At 49.2% G+C, this 22212-nt stretch carries 22 protein-coding genes; 13 read left to right on the forward strand and 9 right to left on the reverse strand.

What is annotated here, in order from left to right; genetic code table 11:
- Complete coding sequence (locus tag BUB16_RS05005) at positions 1–708, reverse strand: succinate dehydrogenase cytochrome b subunit (protein ID WP_073060168.1); 708 nt, start codon at positions 706–708, stop codon at positions 1–3.
- 201 nt (positions 709–909) lie between these two features.
- On the opposite strand from BUB16_RS05005, the gene BUB16_RS05010 reads away from it, so the two are divergent.
- The 7 genes from BUB16_RS05010 (at position 910) to coaBC (ending at position 6705) form a co-directional block, all read left to right on the forward strand.
- A complete protein-coding gene (locus BUB16_RS05010) occupies positions 910–1536 on the forward strand; it encodes an IMPACT family protein (RefSeq protein WP_084088041.1) in 627 nt (208 codons plus the stop codon).
- A 100-nt stretch (positions 1537–1636) separates the two neighbouring features.
- Complete coding sequence (locus BUB16_RS05015; protein WP_073060173.1) at positions 1637–2191, forward strand: cob(I)yrinic acid a,c-diamide adenosyltransferase; 555 nt, start codon at positions 1637–1639, stop codon at positions 2189–2191.
- A 145-nt stretch (positions 2192–2336) separates the two neighbouring features.
- Positions 2337–3680 carry a phosphoglucosamine mutase gene (gene glmM / locus BUB16_RS05020; RefSeq protein ID WP_073060176.1) on the forward strand — a complete coding sequence of 448 codons (1344 nt, stop codon included), beginning with the start codon at positions 2337–2339 and terminating at the stop codon, positions 3678–3680.
- Between the two features lie 73 nt (positions 3681–3753).
- The gene (locus BUB16_RS05025) at positions 3754–4635 is read left to right on the forward strand and encodes a YicC/YloC family endoribonuclease (protein ID WP_073060179.1); all 882 of its coding nucleotides are present in this window, start codon (positions 3754–3756) and stop codon (positions 4633–4635) included.
- Entirely contained in the window at positions 4628–5206 is a 579-nt protein-coding gene (gene gmk / locus BUB16_RS05030; RefSeq protein WP_073060182.1) for a guanylate kinase, read from the forward strand. Before BUB16_RS05025 ends, gmk begins: the two co-directional genes overlap by 8 nt.
- Positions 5207–5208: 2 nt before the next feature.
- Complete coding sequence (locus BUB16_RS05035; protein WP_073060185.1) at positions 5209–5502, forward strand: DNA-directed RNA polymerase subunit omega; 294 nt, start codon at positions 5209–5211, stop codon at positions 5500–5502.
- Complete coding sequence (gene coaBC, locus BUB16_RS05040) at positions 5503–6705, forward strand: bifunctional phosphopantothenoylcysteine decarboxylase/phosphopantothenate--cysteine ligase CoaBC (protein WP_073060188.1); 1203 nt, start codon at positions 5503–5505, stop codon at positions 6703–6705.
- Here the strand turns inward: coaBC and BUB16_RS05045 are convergent.
- The gene (locus tag BUB16_RS05045; protein WP_170864286.1) at positions 6702–7844 is read right to left on the reverse strand and encodes a hypothetical protein; all 1143 of its coding nucleotides are present in this window, start codon (positions 7842–7844) and stop codon (positions 6702–6704) included. The genes coaBC and BUB16_RS05045 overlap by 4 nt on opposite strands.
- A 154-nt stretch (positions 7845–7998) precedes the next feature.
- On the opposite strand from BUB16_RS05045, the gene BUB16_RS05050 reads away from it, so the two are divergent.
- Together BUB16_RS05050 and BUB16_RS05055 are read left to right on the forward strand one after the other, a co-directional pair.
- Complete coding sequence (locus BUB16_RS05050) at positions 7999–8895, forward strand: hypothetical protein (RefSeq protein ID WP_139240194.1); 897 nt, start codon at positions 7999–8001, stop codon at positions 8893–8895.
- Positions 8896–8897: 2 nt separating this feature from the next.
- On the forward strand, positions 8898–9758 hold the full coding sequence (locus BUB16_RS05055) for an esterase/lipase family protein (protein ID WP_073060197.1): 861 nt from the start codon (positions 8898–8900) through the stop codon (positions 9756–9758).
- A 102-nt stretch (positions 9759–9860) separates the two neighbouring features.
- Here BUB16_RS05055 and surE read toward each other — a convergent pair whose 3' ends face one another.
- The 7 genes from surE to BUB16_RS05090 all read right to left on the reverse strand — a co-directional run bounded on the left by surE (position 9861) and on the right by BUB16_RS05090 (position 15199).
- Positions 9861–10625 (reverse strand): 5'/3'-nucleotidase SurE, encoded by a 765-nt coding sequence (gene surE, locus BUB16_RS05060; RefSeq protein WP_073060200.1) that lies wholly within the window; start codon positions 10623–10625, stop codon positions 9861–9863.
- A 245-nt stretch (positions 10626–10870) separates the two neighbouring features.
- On the reverse strand, positions 10871–11698 hold the full coding sequence (gene panB, locus BUB16_RS05065; RefSeq protein ID WP_073060203.1) for a 3-methyl-2-oxobutanoate hydroxymethyltransferase: 828 nt from the start codon (positions 11696–11698) through the stop codon (positions 10871–10873).
- Complete coding sequence (gene fabZ, locus BUB16_RS05070; RefSeq protein WP_073060206.1) at positions 11695–12141, reverse strand: 3-hydroxyacyl-ACP dehydratase FabZ; 447 nt, start codon at positions 12139–12141, stop codon at positions 11695–11697. Before fabZ ends, panB begins: the two co-directional genes overlap by 4 nt.
- 188 nt (positions 12142–12329) lie before the next feature.
- A complete protein-coding gene (gene ubiE / locus BUB16_RS05075; protein WP_073060209.1) occupies positions 12330–13019 on the reverse strand; it encodes a bifunctional demethylmenaquinone methyltransferase/2-methoxy-6-polyprenyl-1,4-benzoquinol methylase UbiE in 690 nt (229 codons plus the stop codon).
- Between the two features lie 155 nt (positions 13020–13174).
- The gene (locus tag BUB16_RS05080; protein WP_170864287.1) at positions 13175–13792 is read right to left on the reverse strand and encodes a histidine phosphatase family protein; all 618 of its coding nucleotides are present in this window, start codon (positions 13790–13792) and stop codon (positions 13175–13177) included.
- Between the two features lie 7 nt (positions 13793–13799).
- Positions 13800–14435, reverse strand: a complete 636-nt coding sequence (locus tag BUB16_RS05085) for a hypothetical protein (RefSeq protein ID WP_073060215.1) — start codon at positions 14433–14435, stop codon at positions 13800–13802.
- A 50-nt stretch (positions 14436–14485) separates the two neighbouring features.
- A complete protein-coding gene (locus BUB16_RS05090; protein WP_084088043.1) occupies positions 14486–15199 on the reverse strand; it encodes a ComF family protein in 714 nt (237 codons plus the stop codon).
- Between the two features lie 291 nt (positions 15200–15490).
- On the opposite strand from BUB16_RS05090, the gene BUB16_RS05095 reads away from it, so the two are divergent.
- The 4 genes from BUB16_RS05095 to xerD all read left to right on the forward strand — a co-directional run bounded on the left by BUB16_RS05095 (position 15491) and on the right by xerD (position 22080).
- Entirely contained in the window at positions 15491–16531 is a 1041-nt protein-coding gene (locus BUB16_RS05095) for a helix-turn-helix domain-containing protein (RefSeq protein ID WP_073060218.1), read from the forward strand.
- A 27-nt stretch (positions 16532–16558) separates the two neighbouring features.
- Entirely contained in the window at positions 16559–18559 is a 2001-nt protein-coding gene (ligA, locus tag BUB16_RS05100) for an NAD-dependent DNA ligase LigA (RefSeq protein ID WP_073060221.1), read from the forward strand.
- A gap of 118 nt (positions 18560–18677) precedes the next feature.
- Positions 18678–21164 (forward strand): HD family phosphohydrolase, encoded by a 2487-nt coding sequence (locus BUB16_RS05105; RefSeq protein ID WP_073060224.1) that lies wholly within the window; start codon positions 18678–18680, stop codon positions 21162–21164.
- Entirely contained in the window at positions 21142–22080 is a 939-nt protein-coding gene (xerD, locus tag BUB16_RS05110) for a site-specific tyrosine recombinase XerD (RefSeq protein ID WP_280173640.1), read from the forward strand. The genes BUB16_RS05105 and xerD overlap by 23 nt, the downstream gene beginning before the upstream one ends.
- The last annotated feature ends 132 nt before the right edge of the window (positions 22081–22212 follow it).

The raw sequence follows: 22212 nt of genomic DNA on the forward strand, positions 1-22212 counted from the left end.
TTATTGGCACTGTATGAGAGCAGCTTCACAGCCTCCGCCAAAATAGATATAAAGAGGAATAAACAGAAATCCCACGGCCATTAAAAGGGCAAATACAATACCGGCCGCATAAATAAGGGCCGAATACCGGTTGTGCTTCATCGTCAGGGATGTGAAGGCACTCCAGAACCCGTGTCCCAGGTGAAATCCCAATAAAATCATTACGGCCGTATACCCGAAAGCGTATATCGGCTGTTGGAAGGTAGCCAGCATTAAGGCCTTGAGATCTCTGGCTTCCCCCCCGCCGGGCAGGATCACCGTCCCGGGATCCGCGAATTTAAAAGTATCGAGATGTATGATAAGAAAAACAAGCAGCACGATACCGGTAAAAATCATCGATTTTGAGGCCCAGGTGACATGACTGGGTCCCCCTTTGCTCTGATATTTTTCATACCCCCGGGGACGTGCTTTCCGGCGGCGCCACCAGATCGAAATCCCGACATAGGCATGCAACAAAAAAGCGACGGCCAGGCCGGCTTCCAGAATATACAGGAGCCATCCCATACTCTCGAGCGCATAGGCAGCTTCATTGAAGGCGTGCACATCACCAAAAACCTGGAGATTCGTAGCCAAGTGAAAAATAATAAAAATGATTAGGCCAACGCCTGTGACGCCTGTTAGTATTTTTCGCCCTACTTGTGATTTAAGCGCTTGTAGAAATGATGCCATCACTGATACTCATTATTAGAATGTCTGTTAACCCGCAACCGTTAGCCAACACGCGGGTCCGTTTAGCAAGGGTAGAAGATGAGGCGAAATGGATAAAAAGGCAAGGCCGGCAGGAACTGTTTTAATTTTTAAATCTTATTCAGAAATATTCTAAATTAGAGATTCTTAAATGAACTGGTAACGGTCATCTAAACGATACGTGTGCAATCAATTACGAAAACCTCTCGAGCATCATTTCGGGAAAAGGGTTCGAAATTTATCGGCTTTCTCTTTCCCACCGGTACTTTGGAACAGTTCGAAAGCCGCTTAACGGATATCAAGTCTGATTACCCGGATGCCACCCATCACTGCTACGGGTGGCGGATGGATCCGAACGACCTTGAAGAGTTCGCGCAAGACGACGGTGAACCGGGCGGGACAGCGGGACTCCCGATCCTGAATCAACTGAAATCGTATGATTTGGTCAACGCCGGGTGTGTCGTCGTCCGATATTACGGCGGAACCAACCTGGGCAAAAGCGGGCTTGTCCGGGCCTACGGGGAAGCAGCAAAGCTCTGCCTGGAACAGGCATCGTTTTCAAAGCTTATCCCGACCCGAAATTTCAGAGTGACCTATCCCTATTCACAGCAAAGCCAAATTGATCAGCTGAAACACACCTTTGATCTGAAAGAGATTGATTCGCAATACCTCGAAAAAATTACGCTTAAACTCGCCTGCCGATTGGAACAGGCCGATACTTTTTGGCAGGAACTCCGGAATATTGAACACCGTGGCATTAAAGCCGGCAAGGGGGAAGCCAGTTTCGTTACGCTTACATCAACTGATTAACCTGCCGTCCAATCCGCGGTGATCCGTGTCTCACTTTTAATCTGATAATCTGCTCAGTACTCCGTACCTTTGAAACAACAAATTTTACAAATTTGGAATCATGAAGATCTATACCAGAAAAGGCGACCGGGGAGAAACCTCACTCTTTGGCGGACAGCGGGTGTCAAAGTCTCAACATCGGATTCGTGCTTACGGCACGGTGGATGAGCTCAACTCTTTCATAGGACTCGCAGCAAGCTATGAATTATCCGAAGTCGGAAAAAAACATCTGAAAAAACTCCAAAAATTACTGTTTATTTTGGGAGCGGACCTGGCTACCCCCCACTCGGCGAAACCGAGGATTGATCGTATTGGCCAGGAAGAGGTTGATTTCCTGGAAGAGGCCATAGATGAAATGGAAAAGGAGCTGGAACCTCTTAAAAATTTTATTTTACCCGGAGGCTCACAGGCCGGATCAACGCTTCATATCGCCCGTACCGTCTGCCGGCGTGCCGAGCGCGCTGCTGTCGCCTGTCAAAAATGGCATAACGTATCAGGCCAAACTATAAAATTTCTGAATAGGCTCTCGGATTTTCTTTTTGTCATGGCCCGGTTCGAAAACAAACGGAAAGGCACACCTGAAGAAACATGGAAGCCGGACAGACAGGACCCGTGAACAGCGGGAGACGGTCAGGCGAATGCCTTCCAATGGCAGAACAGCTGTGAGCTGCGGCCTGCTTGCTACCTGCTTTGAATAATGGACAAAAAATAGTAACTACCTGCATTCATTTATTTAGAATTTAACTCTTGATGTCAAGCATATGGCCTTAATGATTTCCGTCTCGGGTATCCGGGGCATTTTCGGAACCGACTTAACTCCTGAAAATCTCGGTCGCTTCAGCGCCGCCTTCGGAAGCTGGGCTGACGGCGGGAAAATCGTCGTCGGCCGCGACACCCGGGTGACGGGACAAGTGTGTGAGGATATCGTCGCAGCAACGCTCCAATCCGTAGGCTGCGATGTCGTACAGCTGGGCGTCGCCACGACTCCCACGGTAGCCATGGCTGTCCTTAAACACAGCGCAGCCGGGGCCGTCATCATTTCCGCCAGCCATAACCCCGCTGAATGGAATGCCTTGAAGCTTCTTAACAGCAGGAGCGAATTCCTCGACGCCGGGGAAGGAGGGGAAGTGATCCGTATCAGCGAAGATCAATCTTACCGGTACAAACCCTTCGACCAAATAGGGTCCGTCGAAACCGATACGGACGCTCTGGATCACCATATCCGGAAAATTCTGGACCTGCCCTATATTGATCCGGATCTTATTGCATCCAAAAACTTTTCGGTGGCTATGGATCCGGTTAACGGGACGGGCGCGATTGCCCTCCCTCCCCTGCTGCATGCGCTGGGTGTTGATGAAATCCATGCGGTTCATGACGAGCCTGACGGACGCTTTGCGCACAACCCGGAGCCCCTTCCCGAGCATCTTCAGGATATTTGTTCGCTTGTCCGTGAAAAAGGGTGTGACCTTGGGCTGGTAACCGATCCCGATGGCGACCGGCTGGCACTGGTATCCGACAAGGGTAACCTGTTCGGCGAGGAATATACCCAGGCGGCGGCTTTCGACTTCATGCTTGAGAAAAAAGGAGGGGCCTGCGCGACGAATCTCTCTTCTTCGCGCGTGACGGATGATATAGCCCAACAGTACGGGCAAGAATGTCACCGCTCAGCCGTGGGTGAAATTAATGTGGTCCAAAAAATGAAAGAAGTGAATGCCGTAATCGGCGGGGAGGGCAACGGCGGGGTTATTAATCCCGACCTTCATTACGGGCGTGATGCCCTGATGGGCGCTGCCATCATGATGCAGCTGCTTGCCGAACGCGACATAACGGCCGAGGACTACCGGAACTCCCTGCCCGGTTATGTCATACGAAAAAGCAAGATGGACCTGGCTGATATTGACGGGGACGCTATTCTGGAAAAAGCGCAGAAAGTGTACCGGGATTACCACCCTGATACCACCGACGGGGTAAAAATTGATTTTGAAGACGGATGGGTACATCTTCGAAAATCAAACACTGAACCGATTATTCGTATCTATTCCGAAGGGATCTCCGCAGAAAAAGCCAAAGAACTCGCGGATACGGTTGTTGCGGCCGTCCGGTAGATTTTATTCGGAGTCTTACTTTATTATCTTAATTTCCCTAATTGTTTAATGTTCATCTATTCGGAAGTTATTTATGATTACATCCATGACCGGATTTGGTCGCGGCGAAGCTTCGTCGGATAATATATCGGTAACGGTGGAGCTTAAAACCGTTAACAGCCGCTATCTCGATATTTCACTGCGACTGCCCCAGCTTATACAGGAGAAGGAACTCGAACTCAAGGAGCGCCTCCAGCAGCATATACAGCGGGGCAAAATAAATGCTTCCGTTCGTGTTGATAAAGCTGATACCGGCCGGCCGGACATCACTTTCAATAAAAATCTGGTGCGCGGCTACAAAATGATGCTCAATGACCTGCGTGATGCCGCAAATATCGAAAAACCGATTTCCCTGGGCGATCTGATGCAGTTCAACGACATTTTTGAGTCCCGCGAGGAGGACGATGAAACACGGCAGATCGTCTGGGAGCTCACCCGGTCCGCCACCGAAAAAGCCGCCGGAGCCCTTACCGGCATGCGCCGGCAGGAAGGCAGTCAGCTTAAGGAGGATCTGCTCCAGCGGGTTGATCATATCGAAGAGATGCTGAACATTATCCGGGAAAAAACGAACGGGCGCGCTAAGAAAACCAAAGAGGAACTTTTGGAACGTATCAACGACCTGATCGATAACGACAAAATTGACGATGACCGACTGGAAATGGAAGTTGCTGTGCTCGTCGATAAAATGGATATCACAGAAGAAATTGTCCGCACGCAGTCGCATCTCAAGTTTTTCCGCGAGGCCGTCGAAAATGAGAACGCGGTCGGTCGTCGCCTGAACTTCCTGAGCCAGGAGATAAACCGGGAAATCAATACTATCGGCTCCAAGGCCAATGATTCGGAAATATCTCAGTATGTCGTACAGGCTAAAGAAAGCCTGGAACAAATAAGGGAACAGGTGCAGAACGTTGAATAAAACAGAGCGTCGCGGGAAAATCATTGTTCTTGTGGCTCCCAGCGGAGCCGGTAAAACAACGCTGGCCCGGCGGTTGCTTAATGAGTACCCGGAAATAAAGTTTTCAACTTCCGCTACTACCCGTCCCCCCAGAAAGGGTGAAATTGAGGGCGAAGACTACTATTTTCTGAACGAAGACGAGTTTAGCCGAATGATTGAGGGAAATGCGTTTTTAGAATGGGAATATTACAGCGGATACCGGTACGGGACGCTGCAGTCAGAAGTTGATAAATTGGTTGATTCTGGGTATTTTCCCCTGCTTGATATTGAAGTGAAAGGCGCTCTCAACGTGCTTGAAATATACGGATCGGAAGCAATATCCATTTTTATAGAGCCGCCTTCAATGGACGTTCTGCGACAGCGCCTCCGGAAACGCGGAAGCGAAACGAATGTCACATTAAAAAAACGTTTGCAGCGGGCCGAAATGGAAATGAACCACGCCCGGCACTTCGATCATATTGTGGTAAACGACGATCTCGATACGGCGTACGAAGAAATTCGGACAATTATTGAACCTTTTATTACTGATTAGTTATGTCTATAAAAACGCTTGATGTTGAAAAACTGAACAAAAGTACCGGTAATCAGTACGAATTGATTACCATCATGTCGAAGCGTGCACGCCAGATTGCTGCACAGGAAAAGCTTCAGCTGGATGAGAAGCTCAAATATTTTGAAGGCTTTGAGGATGAGGATGAATTCTCCTTTAACGAAGAACAGGAGAATATTTCCAAGGATTTTGAGAAGCTGCCTCACCCTACGCAGCGAGCGGTGGATGAAATGCGCCGCGGCGACATTTATTTCAGATATCCACAGGACGAAGAATAGATGTTATCCGGCAAACGGATAGTGTTAGGCGTCACCGGGGGAATTGCAGCTTATAAGGCTGCTTTTCTTTTACGTGCTTTCCAGAAAGCCGAGGCGCAGGTGCGTGTTACCATGACCCCCAGTGCCCTGCAATTTGTGGGTAGCGATACCTTCTCTTCGCTTTCCCGTCATGCTGTTGCTGTCGATATTTTTCCCGGTAATCAGTCGGACAAAAACCAGTGGACCCGGCATATTAGCTGGGGGGAATGGGCCGATCTTTTTGTTATTGCCCCGTGTACCGCCAATACGATGGCTAAAATAGCCGGCGGGTTTTCCGATAATATGCTTACCGCCACGGTTCTCTCGGCACGGTGTCCCCTGCTTGTCTGTCCCACCATGGACGGGGAAATGTACCGGTCAGCAGCTGTTAAGCGGAATTTAGCGACGCTCCGCGGGGACGGTATCCATATCCTTGAACCCGAAGCCGGTTACCTGGCCAGTGGGCTCGAAGGCAGGGGACGTCTTCCGGAAACCGAAATGATCCTGGAGGAGTGCCGGGCGATCCTCGAAGAACAACAGCTTCGGGGTCTCCTGTCAGGGAAGAAGGTGGTAGTCACAGCCGGTCCCACCCGCGAGTTTATAGATCCGGTCCGTTTTATTTCCAATCCCAGCTCCGGCAAGATGGGGTTTGCCATGGCAGAGGCTGCACGTACTATGGGAGGCGAGGTAACGGTTATCCACGGTCCGGTCCATATTCCGAAACCGGGAGGAGTCGATACGATAGAAATTGTCTCGACGGATGAACTCTTCGAGCAAGTAAAGGCCCATGCGGATGCCGATGTCATTATCATGGCCGCGGCGGTGGCAGATTTTACGCCTGAATCGCCCGCCGAGCAAAAAATAAAAAAGAACGATGATGCTTCATCGCTAAAACTGAGCCGCACGCCGGATATTCTATCCTGGCTCGGCCATCATAAAAGAGAGGGGCAGACTCTCATCGGATTTGCGATGGAGACCGAGAACATGGTTGAGTATGCTCAAAAGAAGCGGGAAAGCAAAAAAGCAGACTGGATAGCCGCCAATTCGATTGCGGACCATAATTCCGGCTTTGGAACCGACACCAATACCGTAACCCTGCTGGGTGAGAATGTCCGGCAGGATTTTTCAGGCACCAAGAAAGACGTCGCCCGCCAGCTGCTCGACCGCATTTTCAATACGGGCTAAAATTCCCATTTATAAGTTCGGTGCGTTTTGTGATGACGGCAGCCAAGTGCTTCGAGGCTCCGTTGCATGAGCCAGTTTTTTTCACTCACCCACGCCCCTTCGAGGTATTCAAGGCTGGGGGCTGCCTCCCTGGTATACTGGATACCCCTGGTAAAGGTCAGTGCCTCTAATCCCATCTTCCTGAACTTGGGTTTCGTCCCGTATACCAGCGATCGTAAATGCCTGGCTCGCCGCTTAAACCAAAGCAGCTTGGGATAATGCCACCACCGGAGTCGCCCGCCGGTCTCCCGGGAGATCTCGTTCAGGTCGGGCACACACACGATAAAGGAGGCCGGCTCATCATCTACAAAAGCAATAAGCACACTGTCGGGAATCATGACGGGTTTTAGTTTATCCACCATTTCCCGGACGGTGTCCCGGGTCAACTCCGTAAACTCTTCTTCCCGTTCATCAATCTCCTGCTCACTCCATGCCTCGTTATAAATTTCCCGGATATACTCGGCATCACGATAAATATTGTTCATATCAATGGAACGCAAGGAAACATTGGAACGGCTCTCTATGCGATCGGTTATTTTTTTCATCCGTTCGGGAATGGGCTTGGCAAATTCACGCTTGTAGCTCCAGTGATCATCCAGTTTAACAGCACCCGTCTGCTCAAGCAACTGTTTGTAGTAGGGGGGATGGTAAAACATGCCGTAAATGGGCGGTTCGTCGTAATTTTCTACCAGCAAGCCCCAATAGGTATCGTTTTCACCAAAATTAATCGGCCCCCGCATGGCCCGGTAGCCCCGGTCATAATGCCATGCTTCAGCAAAATCTATGATTTTTCGCACAAGCCGGCGATCATTTTCCATTTCAAGAAAACCGATCCCTCCCATCCTCGGCTCCAGTACACGATCGCGGGCCGGGTTATTCATCACGGCAAAGCGGGCCCTCACCCGGTTACCCTGTTTAACCAGGAAACGTTCACATTCGCCATTATCAAAAAAAACGTTATGTTCAGGGTCGAAAATATTTTCTATTTCGAATCGGAACGGTGGTGCCCAGTTAGGATAATCTTCATATATTTGGAATGGAAGATCATGAAAGGCATCTATTTGTTCTGAATTCTCAACAAGCTCAATTTCGTACGACATAATATTGGATACCATATAAGAATCGTTGTTAACGTATTGAGCGGCATCTTGTATTATTACCGCCAACTAAATATCTGCATCTGATTTGAAGGAACAAAAGAAAAAAAGAGTTATCGTTTTACTGCTTCTGATCTCGTGTATGGTAAGCGGATTCATGTTGTTCAATATTTCAGACCGTCCGCCGGCAAAGCTTCAATCTTTTGCCCAGGCTGATTCACTGATCGCATATGAACTGAGAAGTTTCAGTATCAGCGACCAGCAAATCAGCCGTTCTTCCATGGAGGTGGATTCAACCTTCAGCCGCAAAATCTACCATATTGATTTACCGGCCGGCTTTTCTAAAACGCAGCTGCATGCCGAACTAAACAGAAGATTCCACGCTCTCGGCGTCTCCACTCCGGCGCGGGTAAGCTTTTCGGACCAGCAAATGCGTATCCACCTGGAATATAAGGGAACAGTTTTTCGGACGGTGGCCCTGCATACCGATCCTGATCTCGTCTATCACAGAGACCGCGCCAGTATCATTGTTGCCATAGAAAGATTTCCGGATGATGAGTTGTTGAATACCTTAACCACCTTCGGCGAGCCTATTCCCATTGTGCTTTCCATTAATCATCCGATGGAAGCCAATGAGCTCCAGAAATCACTGGCAGGACAGTACGACCGTATCCTCTTTTGGCTCCGGAATGATGAGAATGAGGATTTAATGCAGCATAACCCCTCGGTGGCGTTGCGGCGACTCAAACAGTTTGAGAATGTCCTGCCCAATGCGAAGCTGTTGCTGTCAGGTAGCGATAATTCGCCCGACGCCAAGAACATGGCCGCCCGAACCGATTTAACATTTGTTGATGCCCGCGAGGCTTTATACCTGCATGAATATCTTGGCAAGGCTTCTTTTCTGGAAGAACTGAATAAACTGAAGTCGGGGCAGTCCTACTCTCTGGCTATTATTACAGGAAATGAAACAACATTACACTGGCTGGGTGAAAAACTACCTGAACTAAAAAAAGCCGGTGTTGAACTTATTCCACCGCCTAAAATAAATTTTTAAGTATGCTTGAACAATTTGATACCGACCGATGGCTTAACAAGCTCCAACTGGAAGAGTTTCCGGGTCCCGAAACGGTCCACCTCAAATACCCCGTTCTGCTATGTCATGGCTACGGAGCAATCGCTTCGCTGGTCAAACCATCTCCCCTCTACGATGTCTCAATGCTTCTGCGTTCTCACAATGTAACCGCCTTCGCCCCTAACATTGTGCCTTATGCCAAAATTGAAACGCGCGCCCGGGGATGGGTGCATTCGATTCGTGAATTGACGGATAAACAGCACTATGAGAAGGTGAACATCATCGCGCACAGCATGGGGGGACTGGATATGCGCTATGCCCTTTCCGAGCTGGATATCGCGCACAACGTGGCCTCATTTACTACAGTCTCAACTCCCCATCATGGTACTTCTCTCGCCGAACTGACGCTTAAAACACCGGATGCCATCCGTGAGAAGTTAGCTGATTTCCTGGACTGGATGGGTGATCGGATCTACCCCAAGACCAAAAGCGATTCTGTGGGGTCCGCGGTGCAGCTCACCCGCCGGTATATCACGGAAGAATTCAATCCGAAAATCACGGATGTACCCGGTATTCCCTATTATTCATACAGCTCGGCGGTGGGCAAGGGCACCTCGGTCCCCATTCGCGTCATCAGCCGTTATCAGAATAATCATATCTACGAACAGGAAGGGATCAATGACGGCATGGTTTCTGTCGAAAGCTCGAAATGGGGTCATCATATCAAGACGTCCAGCCTTTCGCACCTGGAACAGATGCATGTCCGCGTCAAAAACGACCGGGAAACCATCTACCGTTCTTTCTGGCTGGATGTGGTAAAGATGCTGGAGGAAAAGGGACATTAACCTATTCCACCGGGCGTTAGGATCTGCTTATCGGGACTTGATCCCGCTGGACAAACCAAGATAAGGATAGCCCGTGTTTCTTGTTGAAAAAAGCGGATAGTATCAGAGCTCTATATCATCCACTTTCTTGAGCAGGGCGTAAGCCGTCATGTCATATTGGATAGGTGTCAATGCCGCATATCCCTTTTCCAGCACATTGACATCCAGGTCATCTCCTTCATCCAGCAGCTCAAGCCTGCCGGTAAGCCAGTAATAGGAACGATTGTTGGGATCAACACGCCCCTCGAACTCCTCAACATACCGGCTGTCCGCCTGGCGCGCCCATTTGATGCCTTTGAGCTCGCCGGCCGGAACATTCAAATTTAACGTCACCCCCTGTGGCAGTCCCACGCTCAGTACATAGCCGATCACCTTACGGGCCGCCTCTTTGGCACCGCTGAGGTCGGCGTCCTCATCAAAATCAGTGCAGCTTATGGCGATAGACGGATACCCCAAAATAGTGCCCTCCGTAGCAGCACTTACCGTACCCGAATACAGGATGTTGACGCCGGCGTTACTCCCGTGGTTGATACCGCTGACGACCAGGTCGGGCTTTCGCTTCATCAGCTGGTCGTGTGCTAACTTGATTGAATCGGCCGGCGTGCCCGAAACCGCCTGGCCGTTAAAGCGGCCGTCAATCTGGAAAGAACGGGAACGCAGCGGTGTATCCACCGTTACCGCGTGTCCCGCCGCACTCTGTTGTCGATCGGGGGCAATAATTTCCACATCGCCAAACTCATCGGCTACTTCGGCCAGGGCGCGGATCCCCGGCGCAAAGATACCGTCATCGTTACAAACAAGGATTACCGGGCGTTCGGAATTACTCATAAATAAATCCGTTACTTTAATTTAAAAAAATGCTGTAGTCGAATCATTCCAACAGAAATCAGGTTGTTTCTGCATTCATTCGAAAATAATTCAGGTCAAATTCTTCATTGCAGGGAAACCGAAACAAAAAAGCGTATTTATATATTACATCTGCTTACTTCCGCATCAGAAACTGACCGCTTAATCCCTTTCCCTCCCCAAACTAACCCTTATTTCTCACCATAAATTTTTATGAGAAATACGGGCTAACCGTACTGTTCCTGCTCACTGGGAAAATCACCGGATTTGACATCCTGAATATACGATTGAACGGCCTCGGTCATTCCCGAATGCATATCGGCGTAACGGCGTAAAAATCGCGGTTTGAATTCCTTATTGAGCCCAAGCATATCGTGTGTCACCAATACCTGTCCGTCGCACGCCGCGCCGGCTCCGATGCCGATCGTAGGAATAGAAAGTTCGGCCGTTACTTTTTGAGCAAGTTCCGCGGGTATTTTTTCCAGGACAATGGAAAAACAGCCCGCTTCCTCCAGAAGCCTGGCATCTTCGAGGAGCTGATCTGCTTCTTCGTCCCCGGTAGCCCGCACTTTGTACGTCCCGAATTTATAGATGCTCTGGGGTGTCAGTCCGAGGTGACCCATAACGGGGATCCCCGCCTCCACAATTTTCGCAATTGTTTTTACAATCGGTTTTCCGCCCTCCAGCTTGACCCCGTGAACCCCCGCTTCCTTCATCATGCGTCCGGCACTGGTCAGGGCTTCTTTGGCGGTCACCTGATAACTCATAAACGGCAGATCAGCAATAACCAGCGCCGTTTCAACGCCGCGAACGACACAAGAGGCGTGATATATCATATGGTCGAGCGTCATCGGAACGGTGGTCTCATAGCCGGCCATCACGTTACTGGCGGAATCGCCCACCAGGATCACGTCAATTCCCGCCTGGTCTACAATATGAGCCATCGTAAAGTCATAGGCTGTGAGCATACTGATCTTCTGCCCCCTCTCCTTCATGTCAACGATGGTCTGGGTGGTTATTTTAGGCGGTCGGTCTGGGGATGATTGCGTACTCATTCGTCTTCTTTTGGAACAATTGCAGAGGTTGCTTCAAGCTCACATACCACTTTGTCATCAACCGTAGCAGTCCCCTCCATCGTTGTAAAGTTACGGCGCCTGTTGGTAAGGAACACTTCCATCATAAGCTGGTCGCCCGGTACCACGGATTTGCGAAACTTGGCCTTATTGATATTAGTGAAAACAATAAGATGATTATCGGGATCTTCTATATGCATTTCAGTAAGCATAATACAGCCCGTCTGAGCCAGTGCTTCTACCTGTAACACACCGGGCATCAGAGGTTTTCCGGGAAAATGCCCGTTAAAGAAATCCTCGTTAGCTGAAACATTTTTATATGCAAGAATACGTTTCTCTTCCAGCTCTAAAACGCGGTCAACCAATAAAAAAGGATAGCGATGGGGTAATACTTTCTTTATTGCTTCGATTTCCATTAATGACATGTCAAAAAATATTTATTGGTAATAAAATTTAAATTGGAAGTACAGTGAGTGGTAAAAAACCACCATCCCCCCGGCGTGCAGATAGCGGCCTGGCGTTATCTGGCGCATTCAAGGTTCAGGATCTGCGGTCCGGTCGCTGTCGGACGCTGTCTAACCTCAACCACTCATGAGGATTGAATATACATTATTTATTGAACGGTACCCACATAAATATAAGCAATGCCTCCGGTTAGCTTCTCAAACATCTGTGAAGTAAAGGTATCAGATTTTTTCATCAGGTTAACAAAATTGTTTCCCGCCGGAAATTCGGCGCTCGTCCTGGGCAGGTAGGTATATGCCTCCCGGTTACCACTGATCCATCCCCCGACTGCAGGCATGATGTACTGGCTGTACATCTCGTAGGGGTATTTTAGCAATCCTTTAGGCTGTCCGAATTCCAGTACCACCACCTTCCCACCGGGTTTGACCACCCGTCCCAACTCTTTAAGTGCCTGTATGGGATCATCCACATTACGGATACCAAAGGCAATGCTGGCAATATCAAACCGGTCGTTCTCATAGGGCAGGTCCATGGCATCAGCCACTTCAAAATCGACCGTTAGGTCATGCTCCTGTGCCTTTTCGGGAGCGTGTTCGATCATCTCCTTGCAAAAATCCGTGCCCAGCACATATCCGCCGTCACCCACTTTCTCTTTGAATTCCAACGCCAGGTCGCCCGTCCCGGTAGCACAATCAAGTACATGATGGCCCTCCCGTGCCCCGCTTAGCTGCACGGTTCGGCTCCGCCAGGCATGGTGGACCCCAAACGATAGAATGGAGTTAACCCGATCGTAGTCATCGGCTATGTCAGCAAACATCCTGCGAACTTTTTCACTCATAAACGCTCTGTACCTTTAAATTTCGCTGTATTCATTGATTTGGAAGCCGGATACCGAATGCTCAAGTCGCGGTGACGGGTGAAATTGGGAGAACGGCCTCTTTTACGAATTCCCATTAAGGACATACCAGGAAACTGATCTTTTACTTCCAATATCTAAACTCCGTTTCTTAAATGGTCCGTATTATTCAGATATACCGACTCAAACTGATCTCCATCCCACTGCAGGTGATACAGTGCTCCATTGCTGTGTTCTATGCGATGCATCGCAGAGAGTCCGAGCTGCAGCCAGTGCGATAATAAAATCCGGATCAGGCGTCCATGAAGCACAAACAGCAAATTACGCTTCTGTTGCTCGCTGATAATCTCTTCAGCCCTTGTTGCCGCTCTATCCAGCACCATTTTGGGACTTTCAGCCTCTTGCAGGGCAAAATCAATATTTCCTGATTTCCAGTTCTGCTGAAGTTCTTTCAGCTCCGGCTCGATTTCGGCGATGGTCCGTCCCTCCAGCACACCAAAGTTCATTTCATCAAGCTCCCTGTGGGGCTGAACGCTCAAACAACAGGTCTTGCCCACAAATTCTGCCGTTTCGCGCGAGCGTTTTAAGCTGCTGCAGTAAATGTGGTGGAGATCTCTTTCTTTTAAATGCTCGGCTATCGCCTGTGCCTGGCGGCGGCCCATCTCATTCAGCGGGGCATCAATCCCTCTCCCCTGCATTTGATTACGCCGGTTATATTCCGTTTCTCCATGACGGGCCAGATATATATTTGTCAAACTCACGTCAGCCTTTGCCTTGTTTTCTGCTTAATGCCAGTTCTTTAAATTTTTTCTCCATGTCCTGCACTTCCGAAGGTGCCTTATTGTAGTAAATGGCATACTTTACTAAAACCATTTTAAACACACGATCGTTAAGGGAGAGTTGATCAGCCTTGTCCTCGTCAATTTTGTCCCATAAGCGTTTTAAAAGGCCCAGTTTCATCAGAAAAAAGAATACGAGCCCCATTCCGGCGGCCAGATACTGCCCGTTCATGCCAAGGAGGCTTATGATCACCAGCGAGATGATTAACAGGTAGCCGTCTTTGTTCATCACCTTGAACAACTTTCCCAGGTATATCGTCACAAACGCGCTTTTAAAACGATACCAAAAAAAGTGAAACGCAATGGCAATAACGGCGGCAAGGACAGGGTGTATGTAGATTAACAAAACGAGCAGCAAGGTAAGCGACAGGCTGTCGGCGCTGCGCACCCAGGCTACGGCTTCCTCGACAAGATGATCTAAAGAACGTTCCTCCAGCAGGCCGGGCACAAACTGTTCGATATGTTTGGCCGTGGTGTGAAACCAATCGCCGGTACGCGTGACGATACCCAACTGGGTTTCCAAATATAAGTTTTGCGGTCGCGAAGTAAATTTACTCATAGACCTAAAAATATCCTTCTTTTTGGAAAAAATGAATTATATGCCAAAAATTATGCCTGTGCAACCGTCAGAATTATAATGGCACGGGCTCCGGATGCCAAAACGGTCTGGGCAAGCTCAAAGGTGGTTGCGCCGGTCGTGAATACATCATCAACAATCACCACCGAATGATCCGATATCATTGATGGGTTGTTCACGCTAAAGGCATCTTTGATATTTCTGAGACGTTTTTCCAGTGTAAGGCCCGTTTGTGTGCGCGTGTTTTTTATTCTCACCACACTTTTGATATCACAGATGGGAATTTGCGGCCATACCTGCTGAAACCCGAGGGCTATTTTGAAAGCCTGGTTGAATCCCCGGAATCGATACTTCAGATAATGGAGGGGGACGGGTAAAATAGAAATCGGGCCCTGAAGAAGTGTGTGATTCAAAAAAGGATGTTTTCGTATACGTTCTCCCAGCTTTCGTCCCAGGTCAATTCCTAACGTGATAAGACGTTCATATTTTAACAGGTGCATCAGGTCCTGCAGAACCCCGCCCTTGTCAAAATTCCACAGGGCCTGTTGGGCTAAAATACCCTCGGGCAGCAGGGTATCGCTGGAAGCACGTTCGTTTTCCGGATTTGCATCTTCAAAACGATCGTTCAGACAAAATGAACACAACTGACGCTGCTGCGCAGTATTTTCCCGGCCGCAACATACGCAGACCCGGGGAAAAACAATACCCGAAAGGCCTTTTGTTATATTATTAAAAAAATGCTTCATTTAACTAAGAGGTTTTTTATACGTTAAAAGTTCATTTGGCCCGTATTTGCATGAGAGGGCTCCTCCGTTTTTGGTTATCCAATTAAGTAAAGGATTGGGGTCCCCTTTTCCCTATTGCCTCACAAGGATTTAGGGTTTGAAATACGGGTCAGGTGCTATGAGTGAGATCCATTAGCGGGCAAATCCTTACCAAAAAATTTACCTCCCAAAATTTTTGCCGACCATGATATTTGCTTAGATTTACTGTTTATACCTAATGGCCTTTTATGACCTCAAACCTGGAAACCTAATATGCCATCACTTGGAAATGATCTGGCGATCATCCGAAAAAGCCGGAAAATAACCCTTGAAGAAATTCATGACTCCAGCAAGATCCCGAAAACGGTCTTAGCTTCCATTGAAGATAACTCCATCTTTGAGGATATAACCAGCAATCCCACTTATATTCGTAGTTATGTACGAAGTTATGCCAAAGCTGTTTCGATTGATGAACGCGACATAATTTATGCGCTCAACAAGGTAGAGAAGAACAGCTATAGCGGGTCGCTCATTGACGATGACCGGCGCCAGAAAATAAAGGACAAAAAAATATCCGATTCTGAAGGTAAAGAAAAGAGGAACAGGGGTGAACCGGCGCCGACTTCGATTTCCGAAAATCCCCTTTCAAAAACACGGGAAATAGACTCCGTGGACTGGGCTGATATGGGCCATCAATTCAAATCCACCCGTACCCCCTCGGCAAAATGGCGTATTACCCTGACCGTTCTCATACTCCTGGCGATTGGGGCTTTCTTGATCTACTGGTTTTATGTCAGGACGCCCGGCAACAACGCAACGAATATCCCCCAACAAGAACCACCGAGCCGGACAACCACCACGGACGATTCACTTCAACTGGATGTCAGATCCCTGACAATCGAAGATAGTGCCCAGCGAACCCGCGGCGGGGGCCGATCAAGCCAATTCCGGGAGGCGGGCGAAGGGCTGCCCGACACCCTTTCGATTGTATTGTATGCTGCCTACGGTACCCTGGAACCCGTCAGGGTCTATACGGATATCCTTGATGAAGTTAATCCTTACTGGATTGAAAATGGCGAAGCCATCCGGTTTAATTTTGTCAACGATTTTCAGTTTCGCGATGGGCTGGACAACATCATTCTGCTAATGAATGGACATGTTATCCCCGACTTCCGGGAACGATTTTTTAATCCGGAGACGGGTCGAATAGAAATAACACGCTCTTTTTTTCAGGATGATCCCAGATGGCTTCAACCACCTCCGGATACCCTGGATATTGATGTCCCACCCCCTTCCATAATTCATCAGTTATAACACGAATATGAGGATTTATTTTTAAGTATGGATAAAAAACAGGCGCAAAATCGTGTCAAGGAATTGCGTGAACTGCTCGAGCAGGCCAATAAAGCTTATTATCAGGAGGCCCAGCCTTTCATATCGGACAAAGAATTTGATGAGTACCTTTCGGAGTTAGAACAACTCGAGGAAAAATTTGACCTACGGGACCCGGCCTCCCCCACCCGGCGCGTCGGCGGTGAGCCGAGCAGCGATTTTGATACGGTTGAACATCCTGTGCCTATGCTCAGCCTGGATAATACGTATAATGAAGAAGAACTTAACGACTTCGACAGGCGGGTACGCGAACGGTTAGATCATGCAGACTTTAGCTATTTGGCCGAGCTTAAGTTCGACGGTGCCTCCATTCGTCTCCGCTACGAAGATGGAAAACTAATTCTCGGGGCCACACGCGGCGATGGTGAACGGGGCGATGATATCACGCGGAATCTCAGGACCGTTCGGGATATCCCGCTTGCACTGGAAGGCGACTACCCTCCGGCGGTGGAAGTGCGTGGCGAGGCCTATATGGAGCGAGAAGCCTTTGCCCGGATGAACGAACACCGCGAGCAGCAGGGACTTCCGTCTTTTGCCAATCCTCGCAACTCTACCGCTGGTTCGCTGAAAATGCAGGACCCGCGCGAGGTGGCTCGTCGACCCATTCGCTTCTTCAGTTTCGATCTTCTTTTGGAAGGGGACGGAGCGTCGCTTACCCAGCTCGATAAAATGAAGCTGTTGGCAACATACGGGCTGCCCGTATCCGAGCACTACCAAAAATGTGCTTCGATTGACCAGGTACACCAGTTAATCGATGAATGGAGAGAACTCCGGCACCGGCTCCCCTATGAAACCGACGGGGTCGTTGTCAAGGTCAATGAGGATAAATTCCGTTCTCAACTGGGCAGTACGTCCAAGGCCCCCCGGTGGGCGATTGCTTTTAAGTTTGAGGCGGAGCAGGCCACGACTACGATTAACGATATCGGACTTCAAGTGGGACGACTGGGAAAAATAACGCCGGTGGCCCACCTTAAAGCCGTTGAACTGGCCGGGACGGTCGTAAAGCGGGCGTCGCTGCATAACGAGGATGAAATTCACCGAAAAGACATCCGTGTGGGCGATCGCGTAGTCGTTGAAAAAGCGGGGGAAATTATCCCCCAGGTAATAAGTGTGGTCGATCCGAACCGCGACGGCCGACCCGATCCCTTCCAAATGCCTGAAGACTGTCCCGCTTGCGGACATACCCTCACCAAGCTCGGGGAGGAGGTGGACTGGCGCTGTACGAATGCCGAGTGCCCGCCCCAGGTCCGCCAGCGCATCACGCATTTCGCCTCCCGCGATGCTATGGATATTGAAGGGCTGGGAGAGGCTGTGGCCGATCAACTTGTTTCAGAAGGCCTCATTCGAAATTATGCGGATCTGTACGAACTCAGGAAAGAACAGCTTCTGCCGCTGGAGCGGATGGCCGACAAAAGCGCCCAAAACCTGATCAATGCCATCAATGACAGTAAAAATCAATCCATCGATCGCCTCATTTATGCGCTGGGGATTCGCTTTGTAGGCAAGACGGTGGCGCGGGACCTTGCCTCCGCATTTCAGACCATGGATGCACTTATGGAAGCAGAAGAAGAAAAGATTGCTGACATCGATGCCATCGGTCCGACTATCGCGGAATCCGTAGCAGCCTTTTTTAATGACGACTCAAATTTGCGAATGATTCAGTCGCTCAAGTCCGCGGGCTTAACATTTGAAATGAAAGAGGAAGAGATTGCTTCTCAAAAATTGACCGATCGAACCTTTGTACTTACCGGCAGCCTTCCCGACCTGACCCGCAAAGAAGCCACAGAGATGATTGAAAAACACGGTGGAAAGGTCACGTCTGCTGTGAGCGGTAATACCGATTACCTGTTGGCCGGCGACTCTCCGGGCAGTAAATATGACCAGGCACAGGAACGGGATATTCCGATCCTCAACCAGGATGCTTTCCTGGATCTTATAGACGGGGAATGATAATTTTTGGGAATATAATTGACTGTTGGTATAATTTGCTAATCGAAGTATCTTGTAAGTACAAATTAATGCCCTGCCGGACTATTGACTGTTTTGGGGGGCGGATTTAAAATATACTATGAGTATTCTCGAAAAACTGGGATTGGCTCCCAAGAAGAACCGGGGAGCGCCCGTTATCGGCGAAAAGAAGAAAAAACAGGAGCAGGCCTCTTCCCTACAAAAAAATATGTATGTTCGAATACTGATCATTGTCGGATTCCTGGTTGTCCTGGCGGCTTCTGTTCCCCAAACCTCCTTTAAAGAACCGGTGAACTACAGCGTAGGCGAACCCTGGAGAGCAGACGACCTGACTGCTCCGTTCACCTTTCCCATTAAAAAGGACGAGGAGACGATAGCACAGGAACGTGAGGAGATCAAAGCATCCACCCCGCCCATCTATAATGTAAATCATGACGCCGAAATGCGGGTACTGGGTAAGATTGATTCTCTTTTTCAGCATTTTGAGCCTGTTCTGAACAGCTATGAAGAATGGATTGCGGCTCAACAGAAGGATGAGACGACGGCTAAAAAAGATAGCCTTCAGTTTGTGAGTCGCAAAAACAGCGCTCCCCATAATCTCTCCCGGGATTCCTGGAACACCCTGTTGGAAAATTACCGTCGCACGGAAATCCTCAACCAACCGGTCAATACCCGATCCGGACCGGCCAATGAATTTATCGGCGATTATCTAAAAACCCAGCTTGAAGACGTTACGGAAACATTATTTAATGATGGGATTATCAATGTAGATAAGAATGAGCTGTCCATCGATGAAATAATTGTTCGTGACCTGAAGGAATATACCGAGCGAACCCGCAACATTGCCAATATTCGTGATATAGAAGAAGCCAGGGAGTACGCCCGGCACCAGTTTTCCGACATTTTCTATGAGGATATGAGCATGGTTGCCTCTGAGCTTTTCAACCAGGCCATACAGCCCAATATCATTTTTGACAAACAGGAAACCCAGGCACACATCAATGAGGCGCTGTCCAGTATCTCTCTGAGCAAGGGGGCCGTGGCACAGGGACAGGTTATCATCCGCCGTGGAGATATTGTTACGGAGGAGCGGCTTAACCGGCTGGAAAGCCTGGCCGATGCCCGGGCACAGAATGCTACTGATCTGGAGCGCTGGCTGCGATATGGGGGAGACATTCTGGCGGTCTTTGCCATTGTGACGATCTTTTTCTTTTATCTCTACCTGTACAGGCGGCGTATTTTTATGAATAATGCCATGCTGTTGCTTGTACTCATCGCAATGTCCCTTATCTGTGTGAGCAGCTCCATCGTCTACGGACTGGAGAGCATTTCCTCCTATATCGTGCCGGTTGCCATTGCGCCCATCATCCTGACAATTATCTTTGACTCACGCGTCGGATTGCTGGCTACCATTACCTTAGCCCTTATTACAGGGCTGATCGATGGCAAGAATTTCGAGTTTGTAGCGGCCACTACCGTAGCTTGTAGCCTGGGTTTATTCTCGGTCCGTGATATCAAGAAGCGATCCCAGTTCTTTTTTACGACCCCCGGTATCGTTTTCCTCTCTTATAGCGTGGTGATTCTGGCTTTTAGCATGACCTCTTTCAACGGGTGGACAAACCTGGGGAACGAGCTCTTTTTTGTACTTCTCAACGCCATCTTTATCTTCATTACCTACCCGCTTATTCTACTCTTTGAAAAATCGTTCAAAGTCACCACTGACTTTACGCTTCTGGAGCTCAGCGATACCAATCTTCCCCTGCTTAAAAAGCTGATGACCAAAGCCCCGGGCACCTTCCACCACAGCCTGCAGGTTTCGAACCTGGCGGAAGCGGCGGCCGGAGCCATCGGAGCCAACAGCTTGCTTTGCCGGGTGGGCGGACTCTATCACGATATAGGAAAAATGGAAAACCCGGGTTACTTCACTGAAAACCAGACGGAAACCAATGAACATGATAAGCTCAAACCCCGGATGAGTGCACTGGTCATCAAGGCACATGTATCCAATGGAGTTAAAATAGCAAGAGATCGGGAGCATAAATTACCCGAAGTTGTCATTGATTTTATTGAGACTCATCACGGTACTACACTGATCAAATTTTTCTGGGACAAGGCAAAAGAACAGGCCGATGAGGATAAGAAAGAGATCCGGGAGGAAGATTTCCGGTACGACGGTCCCCTGCCCCAGACCAAAGAGACAGGTATCATGCTGCTGGCCGATTGTATTGAAGCCTCCTCACGTGCGATGAAAGACCCCAATTACCAGAAGTTGGAAACGCTCATTGATAAAATGATCGATGCTCGCGTAAACGAGGGACAGCTCAGCAAAACGCCTCTCACCTTTCAGGATCTTACGACCATCAAAAATACTTTTCTCAATATATTGGTGGGAATCTATCACAGCCGCGTAGAGTATCCCGAGGACAAAAAAGAGGGCGGAGACGGCGATGCTAAAAGGAAACAAAAAGCTGATACGATCGACGAAACGGAATTTCCCCCGAAAAGTGCCCCGGATCGTCTCCCGGAAAAAAAAGAGGGACAGGACTCCGAACCGTCACCGCCGATTGACGAATACTACAATTCCTGAGGGACCGATGCATTACACGGAAGAGCTACAGCGCTACCTGCAATTCGTTAAACTGGAGAAAAATCTTTCTGAAAATTCCATTGTCTCCTATAGGAACGACCTGCAGCGGTATCTGAAATTTCTTGCCCGTGATCTGTGCATCCGTGACCTGAACGGGATCAGTCTGCATCATATCGAACAATACCTGGAGGAGCTCTCAGCATTGGACCTCTCGGTTAGCTCGATAGCCCGCAATATCTCCAGTATCCGGGGCTTTCACGAATTTGCGGTGGTTGAAGATCTCGCGAAAGCCAACCCGGCCGAACTGGTTGAATTACCCAAACAGGCTAAAAACCTCCCCGAAGTGTTGAACCCGGAAGAAGTGGCCGCTCTCATCGATGTCCCCAATCGCGAAACAGACGCCGGCATCCGCAATGCAGCCATCATGGAGACGCTCTACGCTACCGGTATGCGCGTGAGCGAGCTTACCGGCCTGGAGCTGGATAACCTCTTTTTTGAGATCGGTTTTATCCGGGTGCTGGGCAAAGGCAACAAGGAGCGGCTGGTGCCTGTCGGAGAAATAGCGCAGTCGGCCCTGGAGCACTATATTGAGGTTGTCCGGCCCAAATTTCAAAGCGATAAAAATCCCCAGAAAGCCAAAAACAAGATCTTTCTGAGTCAGCGGGGCAACCCTTTGTCGCGCATGAGTATATGGAATATTGTCAATGACGCGGCAGAACGGGCCGGCGTTGAAAAAAATGTCTACCCCCATATATTCCGCCACTCCTTCGCCACCCATCTTTTGGAAGGCGGCGCCGACCTGCGCGCCGTCCAGGAAATGCTGGGACATTCTTCGATCAACACCACCGAAATCTACACCCATGTGGACCGGTCGCTGCTGCACCAGGTTCATAGGGAGTTTCATCCAAGGGCATAAACGGTGGCATTATAACAGTTACCCGCAGCCATGTCCCTAACGGTGCGGTAGGCGAACTATCCCGTATATATTTCAATGTTTATTGTCTGCATAAGAGGACTCCTCCTTTTTTGGTTGTGGTTAATCAATCAA

Origin of the sequence: Fodinibius roseus (assembly GCF_900129315.1) — a bacterium.
GTDB lineage: Bacteria > Bacteroidota > Rhodothermia > Balneolales > Balneolaceae > Fodinibius > Fodinibius roseus.